The organism is Roseicella sp. DB1501 (genome assembly GCF_013112485.1).
Classification (GTDB): Bacteria; Pseudomonadota; Alphaproteobacteria; order Acetobacterales; family Acetobacteraceae; genus Paracraurococcus.
In genome coordinates this window covers 153,810-167,661 of sequence record NZ_JABFHG010000001.1, presented here as the reverse complement: position 1 = coordinate 167,661, position 13,852 = coordinate 153,810, and the positions used below count along the sequence as shown (strand labels likewise).

Annotated in this window: 12 protein-coding genes; 7 read left to right on the top strand and 5 right to left on the bottom strand. The window is 70.7% G+C overall.

The features are described from left to right. Positions 1 to 56 precede the first annotated feature (56 nt). The 5 genes from rpoD to HJG45_RS00780 all read left to right on the top strand — a co-directional run bounded on the left by rpoD (position 57) and on the right by HJG45_RS00780 (position 3,466). Positions 57 to 1,976 carry an RNA polymerase sigma factor RpoD gene (gene rpoD, locus HJG45_RS00800; RefSeq protein ID WP_171610181.1) on the top strand — a complete coding sequence of 640 codons (1,920 nt, stop codon included), beginning with the start codon at positions 57 to 59 and terminating at the stop codon, positions 1,974 to 1,976. Between the two features lie 67 nt (positions 1,977 to 2,043). Further along, positions 2,044 to 2,559: a GNAT family N-acetyltransferase gene (locus HJG45_RS00795; RefSeq protein ID WP_171610641.1), complete on the top strand. Its 516-nt coding sequence runs from the start codon at positions 2,044 to 2,046 to the stop codon at positions 2,557 to 2,559. A 203-nt stretch (positions 2,560 to 2,762) separates the two neighbouring features. Further along, the gene (locus HJG45_RS00790) at positions 2,763 to 2,969 is read left to right on the top strand and encodes a cold-shock protein (RefSeq protein ID WP_171610180.1); all 207 of its coding nucleotides are present in this window, start codon (positions 2,763 to 2,765) and stop codon (positions 2,967 to 2,969) included. An 86-nt stretch (positions 2,970 to 3,055) separates the two neighbouring features. Further along, entirely contained in the window at positions 3,056 to 3,280 is a 225-nt protein-coding gene (locus tag HJG45_RS00785; protein WP_171610179.1) for a hypothetical protein, read from the top strand. A gap of 12 nt (positions 3,281 to 3,292) precedes the next feature. Then, complete coding sequence (locus HJG45_RS00780; RefSeq protein WP_171610178.1) at positions 3,293 to 3,466, top strand: hypothetical protein; 174 nt, start codon at positions 3,293 to 3,295, stop codon at positions 3,464 to 3,466. A gap of 239 nt (positions 3,467 to 3,705) precedes the next feature. Here the strand turns inward: HJG45_RS00780 and HJG45_RS00775 are convergent, their stop codons facing one another. Further along, the gene (locus tag HJG45_RS00775) at positions 3,706 to 5,823 is read right to left on the bottom strand and encodes a sodium-translocating pyrophosphatase (protein WP_171610177.1); all 2,118 of its coding nucleotides are present in this window, start codon (positions 5,821 to 5,823) and stop codon (positions 3,706 to 3,708) included. A gap of 300 nt (positions 5,824 to 6,123) precedes the next feature. On the opposite strand from HJG45_RS00775, the gene HJG45_RS00770 reads away from it, so the two are divergent. Next, the gene (locus tag HJG45_RS00770; protein WP_171610176.1) at positions 6,124 to 7,311 is read left to right on the top strand and encodes a homoserine O-acetyltransferase; all 1,188 of its coding nucleotides are present in this window, start codon (positions 6,124 to 6,126) and stop codon (positions 7,309 to 7,311) included. A gap of 28 nt (positions 7,312 to 7,339) precedes the next feature. Here HJG45_RS00770 and HJG45_RS00765 read toward each other — a convergent pair whose 3' ends face one another. From HJG45_RS00765 to HJG45_RS00750, 4 genes are all read right to left on the bottom strand, one after another. Next, positions 7,340 to 7,771 carry a response regulator gene (locus HJG45_RS00765; RefSeq protein WP_171610175.1) on the bottom strand — a complete coding sequence of 144 codons (432 nt, stop codon included), beginning with the start codon at positions 7,769 to 7,771 and terminating at the stop codon, positions 7,340 to 7,342. Between the two features lie 158 nt (positions 7,772 to 7,929). Beyond that, entirely contained in the window at positions 7,930 to 9,159 is a 1,230-nt protein-coding gene (locus HJG45_RS29320) for a glycosyltransferase (RefSeq protein ID WP_171610174.1), read from the bottom strand. Continuing rightward, entirely contained in the window at positions 9,156 to 9,800 is a 645-nt protein-coding gene (locus HJG45_RS00755; protein ID WP_171610173.1) for a DUF4214 domain-containing protein, read from the bottom strand. The genes HJG45_RS29320 and HJG45_RS00755 overlap by 4 nt, the downstream gene beginning before the upstream one ends. Positions 9,801 to 9,851: 51 nt before the next feature. Beyond that, complete coding sequence (locus tag HJG45_RS00750; protein WP_171610172.1) at positions 9,852 to 11,231, bottom strand: glycosyltransferase family 1 protein; 1,380 nt, start codon at positions 11,229 to 11,231, stop codon at positions 9,852 to 9,854. Positions 11,232 to 11,530: 299 nt separating this feature from the next. Between HJG45_RS00750 and HJG45_RS00745 the strand changes: the two genes are divergently transcribed. Next, positions 11,531 to 13,726 (top strand): glycosyltransferase, encoded by a 2,196-nt coding sequence (locus HJG45_RS00745; protein WP_368040498.1) that lies wholly within the window; start codon positions 11,531 to 11,533, stop codon positions 13,724 to 13,726. The last annotated feature ends 126 nt before the right edge of the window (positions 13,727 to 13,852 follow it).

Below are 13,852 nucleotides of genomic sequence, written 5' to 3'. Positions count from 1 at the left end.
CAAGCACGGGGGTCCCGGGGCGCCGGGAGACCCGTCGCGTCGATGGAGCGGACAGTATGGCGAGCAAGGTCGCGAGCGGCACCGAGATGGTCGAGAGCCGTGACGAGGCGGTGGAAGGCGTACTGATCGATATCCAGTCGGCCGCGGTCAAGAAGCTGATCGCTCGCGGCAAGGAACGCGGCTACGTCACGGTGGACGAGCTGAACGCCGCGCTGCCCTCGGACCAGGTCTCCTCCGAGACGATCGAGGACCATCTCGCGACCCTGAGCGACCTCGGCATCAACGTCGTCGATGCCGAGGAGAACGAGGATGGCGAGGCCCCGGCCGCCAAGCCCGCCGCCGAGGACCGCGACAAGGAGGAGGACGAGGAGTCCGGCGGCAATGTGGACGAGGAGAGCATCGGCCGCACCGATGACCCGGTCCGCATGTACCTGCGCGAGATGGGCTCGGTCGAGCTGCTCTCGCGCGAGGGCGAGATCGCCATCGCCAAGCGCATCGAGGCCGGCCGCGACATGATGATCGGCGGGCTGTGCGAGAGCCCGCAGACCTTCAAGGCGATCATCGCCTGGCACGAGGCGGTCAAGGAAGGCCGCATGCTGCTGCGCGACGTCATCGACCTCGAGGCGACCAACGCCGCCGACACGCCGGATGGCGGCCCGACCGAGCAGGCGGAGGAGTTCGAGGAGGGCGAGGAGGGCGAGGGCCTCGGCCTTTCTCTCTCGGCGCTCGAGGAGAAGCTGAAGCCCGAGGCGCTGGCCGCCTTCGAGGCGATCGAGGCCGCCTATTCCAAGCTGCAGAAGCTGCAGCACAAGCGGATGGAGGCCTATACTGCCGGCGAGGACCTCGTTGGCAAGTCGGAGAAGACCTACGAGAAGGCGCGGGCGGAGCTGGTCGCGCTGGTGCAGAAGGTGCAGCTGCACAACAACCGTATCGAGGAACTGGTCGAGCAGCTTAAGCACATCAACCGCAAGCTGACCGCGCTCGAGGGCCAGGTGCTCCGCATGGCCGAGGCCAGCAAGGTCAAGCGCGAGGAATTCCTCGAGCAGTGGCGCGGCAACGAGCTCGATCCCGGCTGGTTCGAGCGGCTGGCGCGGCTGAAGGGCAAGGCCTGGGCCAATTTCATCCTCCGCTCGCAGGAGGATGTGGAATCCGTGCGGGCGCAGATGTCGATCATCGCCAACGACACCAACCTGCCGATCGGCGAGTTCCGCCGGGTCTATGCCACCGTCTCGCGCGGCGAGCGCGACATGACCCAGGCGAAGAAGGAGATGATCGAGGCGAACCTGCGCCTGGTGATCTCGATCGCCAAGAAATACACCAATCGCGGCCTGCAATTCCTGGACCTGATCCAGGAGGGCAATATCGGTCTGATGAAGGCGGTGGACAAGTTCGAGTATCGCCGCGGCTACAAGTTCAGCACCTACGCCACCTGGTGGATCCGGCAGGCGATCACCCGCTCCATCGCCGACCAGGCGCGCACCATCCGCATCCCGGTCCATATGATCGAGACGATCAACAAGCTGGTGCGGACCTCGCGGCAGATGCTGCACGAGATCGGCCGCGAGCCGACGCCGGAGGAACTGGCCGAGAAGCTCGGCATGCCGCTCGAGAAGGTGCGCAAGGTCCTCAAGATCGCCAAGGAGCCGATCAGCCTCGAGACGCCGATCGGCGACGAGGAGGACAGCCATCTCGGCGACTTCATCGAGGACAAGGCCGCGATCATCCCGCTCGACGCCGCCATCCAGTCGAACCTGCGCGAGGCGACGACGCGGGTGCTCTCCTCCCTCACGCCGCGCGAGGAGCGCGTGCTGCGCATGCGCTTTGGCATCGGCATGAACACCGATCACACCTTGGAGGAGGTCGGCCAGCAGTTCAACGTGACGCGCGAGCGCATCCGCCAGATCGAGGCCAAGGCGCTGCGCAAGCTGAAGCATCCGAGCCGCAGCCGGAAGCTCCGCAGCTTCCTCGACAATTAGGCCGCGGCCCCTGGCCGTGGCGACGGAGCCCATCATTCCGGTCGCGGTCGACGTGACCTTCCTGCGCATGGACCGCCGGCCGGAGATCCATGCGCGACCGCTGCCCGCCGGCACCGCGGTCGTGCCGGCGCGGCGCTGCACCACCGCCTTCTACCGCTACCTCTATCACACGGTCGGCCAGGATTATTGCTGGTGGCTGCGCCGAACGCTGTCCGAGGGCGAGCTCGCGGCGATCCTGCGCGACCCCGCCATCAGCATCCATGTCCTCTACCAGGATGGCGAGCCGGCCGGCTTCTACGAGCTCGACCGGCGCAACCGCCCGGTCGTCAACATCGCCTATTTCGGGCTGATGCCACATGCCATCGGCCATGGGCTTGGCCGCGCCTTCCTGCGGCACGCGGTGGATGCGGCCTGGGCCGAGGCGCCGCGCGGCGTCACGGTGAACACCTGCACCGCCGACCATCCGCGGGCGCTGCCGAACTACCTCGCCGCCGGCTTCACCCGGCTGCGGACGGTGCGCGAGATCTGGCAGGTGCCGGCGCGGCTCGGCCTGCCCATACCCGAGCGCCTGCGCCACCGCTGAGGGGGTAAATTCCCCCTATTTGGGGGCGAATGGCTTGTGCTCTCGGCGCATTGGGCGCATGGTGCGCCGGTCAACCCGTCTGGTTCGGCCCGTTTCGCTTGCTCATGCCATTGAGCGCCGAGCCTGGTTCCCGTCCCGTCATGGCAGATTGGCCTGTCCCGCGGCGTTCGCGGGACGGAACCCATGCATTATGGATTTTTCCTATGTCCACTGGCACCGTGAAGTGGTTCAACGCGACCAAGGGTTATGGCTTCATCCAGCCCGAGGACGGCAGCGCCGACGTCTTCGTCCACATCTCCGACGTGCAGCGCGCCGGCCTGCAGAGCCTGAATGACGGCCAGCGCATCTCCTTCGACGTGCAGCGCGGCCAGAAGGGCAAGCTCTCGGCCTGCAACCTGAAGCTCGACTGAGCCGAAGGCCCGCCGCCCGGGGGAACTGGCTGCAGCCCCGGGCGACCTGCATCCGTGCCCTGCGCAGCCCGAAAGGCAGGATGATCATGGTCGCACCGCATCGCTTCAGCGTCGGGCAGCTGGTCGAATTCGTTCCCCATCGCTTCGACGGCAACATCCCGCGCGGCCCCTATACGGTCGTGCGGCAGTTGCCGGGCCCGGATACCGACCGTGAGTATCGGGTGAAGCACCAGCGGGACGGGCATGAGCGCGTGGTGCTGGAAAGCCAACTGCGCGGCGGTCCCGTCGCCGCTTTTCCCCTGACACCCTGATCGGAGAACAGCGTGGCGCGGCGACCGAATTATGGACAGCAGCGGGCCGAGATAAATCGCGGCAAGCAGGCCAAGCAGGCCGAGAAGCAGCGCGAGCGCGAGGAGGCGGTCGCCCGTCGCAAGGCGGAACGCGATGCCGAGCCTGATGCGCCGCCGCCGCAGCCGGATCGCGCGACGTCCGAGTGATGCCGCTGGACCGGTCGCCTGGCCGGTCCGCTGGATATGCCACGAGATCGGTCGTTCGACCGGTCCGAGGCCCCGAACGGGGCCCGCCGGCCGCGCCGCGAGGCGCGCCTGACGGCGCGACGCGGCGAAGGCCCAGGCAAACCGAAGGTTTGCGCCCGGCGCCTGAGGGCCTTGGTATGAAAATGAGAAGGGCCGGCGGGTCACCCCGCCGGCCCTTTCCATGTTCGGATCCCCGGCGCTCAGCTATGCGCCAGGATCGCCAGCAGCAGCAGCGCCACGATGTTGGTGATCTTGATCATCGGGTTCACCGCCGGCCCGGCCGTGTCCTTGTAGGGATCGCCGACCGTATCGCCGGTCACCGCGGCCTTATGGGCCTCGGAGCCCTTGCCGCCGTGATGGCCTTCCTCGATGTACTTCTTGGCGTTGTCCCAGGCGCCGCCGCCGGTGGTCATGGAGACCGCGACGAAGAAGCCGGTGACGATGACGCCGATGAGCATGGCGCCCAGCGCCTCGAAGCCCGCCGCCTTGCCGGCGATCGCCTGCACGCCGAAATAGACCACCAGCGGAGAGAGCACCGGCAGCAGCGAGGGGATGATCATCTCCCGGATCGCCGCCTTGGTCAGGATGTCGACGGCGCGGCCGTAATCCGGCCGGTCGCGGCCCTCCATGATGCCGGGCTTCTCGCGGAACTGCCGCCGCACCTCCTCGACCACGCTCATCGCCGCGCGGCCGACGGCGGTCATCGCCATGCCCCCGAAGAGGAAGGGCAGGGCGCCGCCGAAGAGCAGCCCCATGACGACATAGGGGCTGGACAGGCTGAAGGTCAGCGTGCCGACGCCCTGGAAGTAGGGGAAGGTCGCGGCGTTCGCGGCGAAGTAGGTGAGGTCCTGGGTATAGGCGGCGAAGAGCACCAGCGCGCCGAGGCCCGCCGAGCCGATCGCATAGCCCTTGGTCACCGCCTTGGTGGTGTTGCCGACGGCATCCAGCGCATCCGTGGTGACGCGGATCTCCTTCGGCAGGCCGGCCATCTCGGCGATGCCACCGGCATTGTCCGTCACCGGCCCGAAGGCGTCGAGCGCGACGACCACGCCGGCCAGCGCCAGCATCGTGGTGACCGCGATGGCGATGCCGTAGAGCCCCGCGAGGTTGTAGGTGACGAGCACGCCGGCGATGATGATCAGCGCCGGGACGGCGGTGCTCTCCATCGAGACGGCGAGGCCGCGGATGACGTTGGTGCCGTGGCCGGTCACCGAACTCTCGGCGATGGCCTTGACGGGCCGGTAGTCGGTGCCGGTGTAGTATTCCGTCACCACGATGATGAGCCCGGTCACCGCCAGGCCGACGATGCCGCAGAGAAAGAGCGAGAACGGGCTGAAGACGACGCCGCCCGCGGCGATCGGGCCGCTGCCGAAGATCAGGTAGGTGAGCGGCAGCAGCACGACGAGCGAGAGCACGCCGGTGACGATGAAGCCGCGATACATCGCCCCCATGATCGAGTTGTTCGCCGGCAGCTTGACGAAATAGGTGCCGATGATGGAGGTGATGACGCAGACCGCGCCGATCGAGAGCGGATAGAGCATGCCGAGCGCGAGCCGGTCCACCGGGAAGGCGATGGCCGCGAGCACCATGGTGGCGACCATGGTCACCGCATAGGTCTCGAACAGGTCGGCGGCCATGCCGGCGCAGTCGCCGACATTGTCGCCCACATTGTCGGCGATGGTGGCCGGGTTGCGGGGATCGTCCTCAGGGATGCCGGCCTCGACCTTGCCGACCATGTCGCCGCCGACATCGGCGCCCTTGGTGAAGATGCCGCCGCCGAGCCGGGCGAAGATGGAGATGAGGGAGGCGCCGAAGCCGAGGGCGACGAGCGCGTCGATCACCGTGCGGTCGTTGGGCGCCAGCCCGGCGATGACGGTCAGCACGAAGAAGTAGACGGCGACGCCGAGCAGGGCGAGGCCGGCGACCAGCAGCCCGGTGATGGCGCCGGACTTGAAGGCCACGTCGAGGCCGGCGGCGAGCGACTGGGTGCTCGCCTGCGCGGTGCGCACATTGGCCCGCACCGAGACGTTCATGCCGATGAAGCCGGCGGCGCCCGAGAGCACCGCGCCGATCAGGAAGCCGATCGCCACCGGGAAGCCGAGCGTGAGGATGATGAGCACGAAGAGCACCGCGCCGACGATGCCGATCGTGGTGTATTGCCGCCGGAGATAGGCCGAGGCGCCTTCCTGGACCGCCCTTGAGATTTCCTGCATCCGGGCACTGCCGGCGTCGAGCGCCATGACCTGCCTGGCGGTGATCACGCCGTAGGCGATGGATGTCGCCCCCAGCACGATCACCAGCAGCAACGTTAAGGTCATCAAAGTCGCAACCCCCCTCTGTCTTGTCTGGCGCCTGGCCGGGCGCTGGCCGACCCGCGCAGCCACCGGGAGGAGGCCGAGCGCCGCGGTGGCGGTCGGCCGGCCCGGTCGGGTCGGACGGCGCGCCATCGCGCGGCGCAGGCAGGCAAGGCTAAGCGGGGCTGCGGCAGGGGCGCAACGGTAAGAACTCCCCACAAAGCCGCTTCGCGGCGTTGCGGGACGGTCGGGGATCGGGCCGCGGTCTTGCTGCCGCCATGATTGCCTCCCACCATGTGCCGCGGGACAGGGGAGAGCAGGGGCATGATCCGACGGCGGGGCCTCCTGACCGCGGCAGGGGCCGCGGCGGGCGTGGCCGGCATGCTGGCGGCGCCGGCCGCGCAGGCGCAGGGGGTGGTGGAGAAGCGCGTCTTCGAAGCGAGCAATTTTCAGACCCGCGGCGGCGCGACAATCCCGAAGGTGCGCATCGGCTACCAGACCATGGGCGAGCTCACTGCCGCGGGGGACAACGCCGTCCTCATCTGCCACTTCTTCAGCGGCAACAGCCATGCCTTCGGCCGGCTCCAGCCCGGCGGCCCCGCCGGCTACTGGGATGCGATCATCGGCCCCGGCAAGGCGATCGACACGGGCCGGTTCTTCGTCGTCTCGGCCGATACGCTGGTGAACGTTAACGTGCCCGACGCCAATACGGTGACGACCGGGCCGGCGAGCATCAATCCCGATACCGGCCGCCCCTGGGGCATGGGCTTTCCCGTCATCGCCATGCGCGACTTCGTCGAGGTGCAGAAGCGGCTGCTCGACGGGCTCGGCGTCAAACGCCTGGCCCTGGTGGCGGGCCCCTCCAATGGCGGCCTGCAGGCCATCGAATGGGCCGCGGCCTATCCGGATTTCGTCGTCCGGACGATGCCGGTCATCGCCGCCGAGATCGATGCCTGGCTGCAGGGTTGGCTCGATCTCTGGGAGAGCCCGATCCGGCTCGACCCGAACTGGCGCGAAGGCGATTATTACGGCCAGGGGCGCGAGCCGCCGCTGCGCGGCCTGGCCGAGGCCTGGAAGCTCGTCACGCTGCAGGCGCGCGACCGGGTCTGGGCCCGGCAGTTCGACCGCCAGCTGCCCGAGGGCCAGGATCCGGCGCGCCGGATCGGGGACCGCTTCGCCATCGAGAAATGGCTCGACGATGCGGCGATGGCCCGGGCGCGGACCTCGGATGCCAATGCCTTCATCTACATGGTCCGCGCCAACCAGCTCTTCCTGAACGACTATCCCAGCCTGGCCGCGGCGGTCGCCGGCGCGGCGCCGCGCTGGCTCGTGGTCTCCAGCCCGACCGACCGCGTCTTCCTGCAGTCCGGAGTCGAGGAGTTCATCGCGGCGCTGCGCAGCGCCGGCAAGCAGGTGCAGACCGCCGAGGTGACGGGGCCGCTCGGACATCTCAACGGCGTCGTCGCCATGGCGCCGGTCGCGGCACAGATCAGCGCCTTCCTCGCGGACTGAGAGCCGGTGAGGCCGGGCGTCATGCCGCTCAGCAGGGCATGGCCGCCGGGGCGGGCCGCCCGCTGCCGCCGGAGAGGACGGGCGGCGTGATCCGTGCCAGCGCCGCGGTGAGCTGGCGGAGGTCGAAGGGCTTGAGGAGCAGCGCGGTCGCTGCCGGCCCGGCCTCGGCGAGCAGCCGCGCCCCGGCCGGCGGCAGGTAGCCGGTCATCACCAGCACCGGGAGGCCGGGCTGCTCCGCCCGCAGGCGCGGGATCAGCTCGAGCCCCGAGACGCGCGGCATGGCGAGATCCGTCACCAGCAGATCGAAGGGGCAGGTCGCCGCGATGTCGAGCGCCGCCGCGCCATCCTCCGCGTGCATGACGTCATGGCCCATCTCGGCGAGCGCCTCGCCCACCACCAGCGCGGCCAGGGGTTCGTCCTCGGCCAGGAGCACGCGGATACCATCGCCGTGACTGCCCATGCGATCTTCCCTTCCATTCGGTGGTCTTGGCCTGGCGGGCCGGGGTCCCCCGATACTTCGCAAGGTCTAAACAACCATGGGTGGAGAAACACGTCACGGTCACGCGATAGTTGCGAAATCCCGGAGCGGGCACTTCGGTGCCAGCGAAGGGACGCCGCTCAACCCCAGGCGGCGATGGCCGCGCGATAGGCCCGGGCCGAGGCCTCAAGGTTGCAATGGCGGCGAAGATGCTCCCTCGCCGCCGCGCCCTGCGCCGCCCGCCGCGGCGGGTCCCGCAGCAGTGCGGCGAGCAGCGCCGCGAGACGGGGCGCCGCCTCCGGCCCCGGCGCCAGCCGCGCCACCGTGCCCTCCGGCATCTCCGCCGCCGGCCCGACGGCATCGACCACCGCCGGCAATCCCATGCCGAAGGCACGGACGAGCGCCCCGGAGCTCTCCCCGGCCTGGGGATGGCGGAGATTGACGAGCAGGTCGGCGGCCCGGGCCTGCCAGAGGAAGTCGGCATCCGACAGCCAGCCGGTCACCCGGACGCGGTCCCGCAGCCCGAGCCGGTCCAGCAGCCCGGCGAGGTCCAGCGCCGGATCGGGGGCGCCGGCGATCACGTAGAGCAGGTCAGGGATCTCCGCCGCGAGCCGCGCGACCGCCTCGAGCACGAGGTCGATCCGCTTGGCCGGCGTCGCATGGCCGAGGGAGAGCAGGATCGGCGCCGCCGCCGGCAGGGCGAGCCGTGCCCGCGCCTCTGCCTGCCCCAGCCCATCCAGCCTGGCCACGTCCGGCGAGAGGTGGTGCGGCACGATGCGCAGCGGCGGACCATCCGGCCGCTGCACCCGCCCGGCGGCGAAGCGGCTGTGCAGGATGACGCCCCGGGCCCGGCGCAGCACCTGCCGGTGCATCGGCAGCAGGAAGCGGAGCATCGGGTCGAAGAGCCCGGCGGCGCGCTGCCGGGCGATGCGCCGCCCGGCCTCGCCATGCTCGGCGACGAGCGCGGCCTCGTAGGCGGCGGCATTGCCGCGGGCGAGGGTCAGCGCCTCCACCAGATGGTGCAGCACCGGGTCGTGCAGGGTGACGATGCCGGGCCGGGACAGCGCGGCGGCGTAGGCATGCGCATGGTCGAGGCTGTTGCCGACCTGATGCAGATGCGGCCAGCCATGCAGCGCCGGCCGTTGCCGATAGGCAAGGAGAGGGAGCACCTCCACCCCGGGCAGCGGCTCGACGCCCTGGTGCTGCGCCACCACCGCGACCACCGGCCTGTCGCGGGCGAGGGCCGGCAGCAGCTCCGCGGCATAGCTGGCGACTCCCGAGCGCGCCGGCGGCAGGGGGGTGAAGACGACCAGCCCGCGCTCCGCCCCGTCGGGGTTGGGATCCGACAGCGGCGCCCCCGCCCGGCTCACGCGGCGGGCCGGGCTTCGAGGGCCAGGAGCCGCGCCTCCAGGCTCCGGAGCCGGGCCTCGAATTTTGCCTCCGCCGCCGCGACCAGCGTGCCGGCATGGTCGGCGACCAGCCGCGCCAGCGCCTCCACCGCCGCGTCGCGCCCCGCCGCGGCCTCCCCCGGGGCCGGTCCTAGCAACCCGTCGAGGCGCTCCGTCACCTCGCGCCGCAAGGCGTTGATCTCGAAATGCAGCGCCGCGTCGCGCGCCTCGATCAGCGCACCGGCCGGGCCGGCCCCGGTGAGCAGCCCCGTCGCCTCTTGCAGCCGGGCCACTTCACGCTGCAGCCATTCGGTGCGCAGCGACAGGGAGAGGGCGAGGACCCGATGCGGCCCCGGCGGCAGGGGCGGGGCGTCCTCGAAGCCGATCCGCGTCCCGTAGCGGCCCGCCTCGGCCGAGCTCGCCATCTCGCGCAGCATGGCGAGCCGCCGCTCCGGCTGGCCGGCAATGGCGTCCCGGTAGTGCCGGTAGCCGACGGCATCCGGCCAGCGGCCGAGAAGGGCGAGGTAGAGGTTGACGACGAAGTCGTGGTCCTCGCCGCCGAGCAGCTCGGTGGCGGCGAAATGCCGGCTGTCGGTGGCGCTGTCCACGCTGTCGTTCCCCATGCGGGCTCCGGTCCGTCGTCCCGGAGTCTCCTCGTCCGGTCGGGCTCTGCGCTACTCCGCGGCCATGCGCATCTCCGGCGCGCCGCCGGCCTGCGCGGTCCCGGCCGGCACGCCGAGCCGGGCATAGAGCGCCTCGAGCCGCGCCGCATAGCGCTCCGGGCTGAACTGCGTCGCCTGGCGCGGACCGGCATCGGCGAGGCGGGCGCGCAGCGCCGGGTCGCGGTCGATCGCCCGGATCGCCTGCACCAGGTCGGAGATGTCGTAGGGATCGACCTTCAGCGCCGCATCGCCCACCACTTCCGGCATGGAGGCGGTGTTGGAGGTGATCACCGGCGTGCCCAGCAGCATGGATTCCAGCGCCGGCAGGCCGAAGCCCTCGTAGAGCGAGGGGAAGAGCACCGCCCGCGCGCCGCGGATCAGGTTCACCAGCAGGCGGAAGGGCGCGTAGTCGAGCAGCATGACACGGTGCCGCGTGCGCAGGACGGAGCCTTCCTGCACGAGGTAGCGCACATGGTCGTCGTGCAGCAGCCGCAGCTCCTCCTCCGACTTCCAAGCCTTCTTGCCGACGATCACGAGCGGCCCCTCGACATTGCTGGCGAGATAGGCCTGGATCAGCCGGCCGACATTCTTCTTCGGCTCGATGGCGCCAAAGAACAGCCAGTATTTTCCCGCCTCCAGGCCGAAGCTGCCGCTGATCTCGGCCTGGACCTGCTCCATCGGCAGGTCGCGCAGCCGACGCGGGATGTCGACCGCCTGATAGGTGTTGGTGACTCGCTCCTCGGGCACGCCGAGGAGGGAGACGATGTCCCGCTTCGAGGCCTCGGAGACGGTGACGATGTGGTCCGCGACCTTGCCGAGCATGCGGTTGAGGCGGAAGTAGCGGCGCTTGTTGTCGAGGGTGGTGTAGGGCAGCCGCAGCGGCACCAGGTCGTGCATGGTGTAGATGTTGCGCGCGCCGCGCGCCCGCAGCGCCAGCGGATAGGTCCAGTGCATCAGCTGCGGCGTCGCCGGGATGTCGACGGCGAGGCGGGTGCCAAAGATGCGTTGATGCATGAAGGATTGCTGGAACAGGTCCTGGGTGTTCCAGATCTCGTCGAAATGCGGCAGGCGATCGCGGAAGGTGGTCGACACCACCCTCCCGGTGATCGGCACCGGCACGCCGAGCTCGCCGAATGGCGCGCGCAGCAGGCGGCGCGTGCGGCGCAGGGCGACGAGCCATTTCGGCGGGGCGCCGACGCGCTCGTCGAAGAAGGCGATCTCGCGGATCAGCTCGGCGGTGGAGGGCGCGGCGCGGGTGCCGTAGAGCACGCCGACCTCATGACCGAGGCGGCCGAGGGCGAAGCTCAGGTTGCGCGCATAGGTCGCGACGCCCGTGCCCTGGCTGAGCGCGAGATTGTAGCCATCCAGGAATACCCGGGCGGGACGCGTCATATTCGATCTCCATCGCTCGCCATCGCCGATCCGACATGGGATGCCGGCGCCGGCCGGCGCCCGCTGCACCCGATCCCTGGAAGCGGCATGCAGTGCGATGCCGGGGAATGGTTATCGCGCGGTTAATCGGTGAGGCGGTGTCATCGCGTTGTTGCGATTGCGGCGCGAGAGGGTCGCATTCATGAAGAGGTAAGCGGAACCGCGCGTCCACTGCCCAACGGCGCCATTTTCCGCCGCGGTGCCGGCATCATTAGGATTCAGAAATGGACATGCCGCTGCAGGATGCAGTCTTGGACGAAGTGCGGTCCGGGGGCGAGGCGCGGTCCGGGCTTGATGCCATGCGGGAGAAGGGCGACCGGCTGCGCGACGCACGTGCCTGGGCCGATGCCGCGGAAGCCTATGGCGCCTATCTCGCCGTATGTCGCGACGACGCGCCGATCATGGTCCAGTACGGGCATTGCCTGAAGGAGCTCGGCGATCCGCGCGGGGCGCTGGTCTGCTACCGCGCGGCGGAGAAGCTGCTGCCGCAGGACAGCGACATCCAGCTGCAGCTCGGCCATGCGCTGAAGCTGCTGGGGCGGCAGGAGGAGGCGACCGATGCCTATGCCCGCGCGCTCAGCCTCGACCCCGGCAATCCCGGCGCCCGGCACGAATTGTTCGGCGCGCCCGTCGACGACGCGCCGACCGGACCGGACTCCGTGGCGATGCCGCCAGCCAGCCCGGTCACCGCCGGACCGGCGGCGAGCAGTCGTGTCGGCGCCGATGCGCTCCTCTTCGATGCCTCCGACCTGCTCGACTATGTGCGCCACAACCGCGCCCCGACGGGCATCCAGCGGGTGCAGCTCAACGTCATCCGCGAGGCCCTGCAGGGCGAGGCGGCGCCGGCGCTGGTCTGCGCCTTCGATCCCGCGGCCGGGGCCTGGCGCCTGGTGCCGGCGGCGCTCTTCCTCGAGCTGGCGCGCCTATCCGCGACCGGCATCGACACCGCCGATCCCGCCTGGGAGGCGGTGGTCGCCGCGACGCAGCAGGCAGTCCAGGGCGGCACGGTGCTCGACTTCGCCCCCGGGGCGGCGCTCGTCAATCTCGGCACCTCCTGGTGGCTGCCGGACTACCTGTCGCGGGTACGGCAGGCGAAGGCGCGCTTCGGCATCCGCTACATCCCCTTCCTGCACGACTGCATCCCGCTGATCGTGCCGGAGCACTGCGCCGAGGGGCTGATCGAGGAATTCGCGCGCTGGTTCGCCGGCCTCTGCCTGCATGCCGATCGCGTGCTGGTCAACTCAGCCTGCACCGCGGCCGACTTCCGGCGGCTGCAGCGGGCGCTGCTGCCGGGACTCGAGATCCCGAGCAGCGTCGTGCCGCTGGATGCCGCGCCGGATGCAGTCGAGCCCGGCGCGTTGCCGTCGCGGCTCGCCGATGGCCGGCCCTTCATCCTCTTCGTCGGCACCATCGAATCGCGGAAGAACCACCTGCTGGTCTTCCAGGCCTGGCTGAGCCTGGTGCGCCGGCATGGTGCGGAGCGCGTGCCGGACCTGGTCTGCGTCGGCAAGCGAGGCTGGCTGGCGGAGGAGGCGCTGCGGCTGCAGGCCCGCTCCGACATCCTGCGCGCCAAGGTACACCTGCTGCACGACATCCCGGACACGGTGCTGGCGGCGCTCTACCGCGGCTGCCTCTTCACCCTCTACAACAGCTTCTACGAGGGCTGGGGGCTGCCGGTCACCGAGAGCCTGGCGCATGGCAAGGTGGCGCTGGTGCCGGAGCATTCCGGCCTGCGGGAGTCGGGCGCGGCGGGCGCGGTCTTCTTCGCGCCGAACAGCGAGCCCGATCTGGTCGAGCAGGTCTGGCGCCTCAGCACCGATGCGGCGCATCGCGCCGCGCTGGAGCAGCGCGTGGCGGCGCAGTTCCGGCCCCGCCGATGGGCGGAGATCGCGGCGCGGATCAGCCGGGAGAGCGCCCTCGGCGAAGCGCCGCCGCTGCCGCCGCCGCTCGCGCGCATCGCCCCGCCCCTCGGGGCGTCGCACCGTCTCGCGCTGCTGCCGGGCAGCGCGCCGCTGCGCGCCATGGCGCTTGCCGATGCGATGCGCGAGGGCGAGGGCTGGTCGGCCCTGGAAGGCTGGGGATGCTGGGCGCGGCCCGGCGAGAGCCGGCTGCGGCTGCCCCTGCCGGCCGAGGCGGCGGGCGCGGCGCTGCGGGTCCATCTCGAGATCCAGGCGCCGGCGGAGCCGATCCTCCTCCTGCTGCGGGCCGGGCGGGAGGATGGCGCGGCGCCCGTGACGCAGCGCCTCGAGATCCCCGGCGGCGGGCGGATCATCGCCGTGCTGGCGCTGCCGCCGGAGAGGGCGGGCGACCTCGTCATCGCCATCGATCCCGCCTGCGCCGCCGGCATTGGCGCCGAGCGGGTCGGCCTCTGCAGCGTGATGGCCTGCCGCGAGGAGGATCTCGCGGCGCGGCTCGCCTATCTCGAGCCGCGGGCCATCGCCACGCCCGCCGACTGACGGCGGCGCCCGCGCGCCCGTCCGGGCGCCGCCCGAGGCTGATCCATCGCTCGGTGCTGCATCCTCCGGGTCGGCTCGCCGCCCCGGCCCATTCGCCTGCCTCCGCCGCGGGCGCGCCCGCCGGCC

What these genes read in the sequence shown, in the direction of transcription:
- HJG45_RS00750 (WP_171610172.1), bottom strand. Translation starts at nt 11,231, where the DNA reads ATGACGCGTCCCGCCCGGGTATTCCTGGATGGCTACAATCTCGCGCTC.
- HJG45_RS00790 (WP_171610180.1), top strand. Translation starts at nt 2,763, where the DNA reads ATGTCCACTGGCACCGTGAAGTGGTTCAACGCGACCAAGGGTTATGGC.
- HJG45_RS00795 (WP_171610641.1), top strand. Translation starts at nt 2,044, where the DNA reads ATGGACCGCCGGCCGGAGATCCATGCGCGACCGCTGCCCGCCGGCACC.
- HJG45_RS00770 (WP_171610176.1), top strand. Translation starts at nt 6,124, where the DNA reads ATGATCCGACGGCGGGGCCTCCTGACCGCGGCAGGGGCCGCGGCGGGC.
- HJG45_RS00785 (WP_171610179.1), top strand. Translation starts at nt 3,056, where the DNA reads ATGGTCGCACCGCATCGCTTCAGCGTCGGGCAGCTGGTCGAATTCGTT.
- HJG45_RS00765 (WP_171610175.1), bottom strand. Translation starts at nt 7,771, where the DNA reads ATGGGCAGTCACGGCGATGGTATCCGCGTGCTCCTGGCCGAGGACGAA.
- HJG45_RS00755 (WP_171610173.1), bottom strand. Translation starts at nt 9,800, where the DNA reads ATGGGGAACGACAGCGTGGACAGCGCCACCGACAGCCGGCATTTCGCC.
- rpoD (WP_171610181.1), top strand. Translation starts at nt 57, where the DNA reads ATGGCGAGCAAGGTCGCGAGCGGCACCGAGATGGTCGAGAGCCGTGAC.
- HJG45_RS00775 (WP_171610177.1), bottom strand. Translation starts at nt 5,823, where the DNA reads ATGACCTTAACGTTGCTGCTGGTGATCGTGCTGGGGGCGACATCCATC.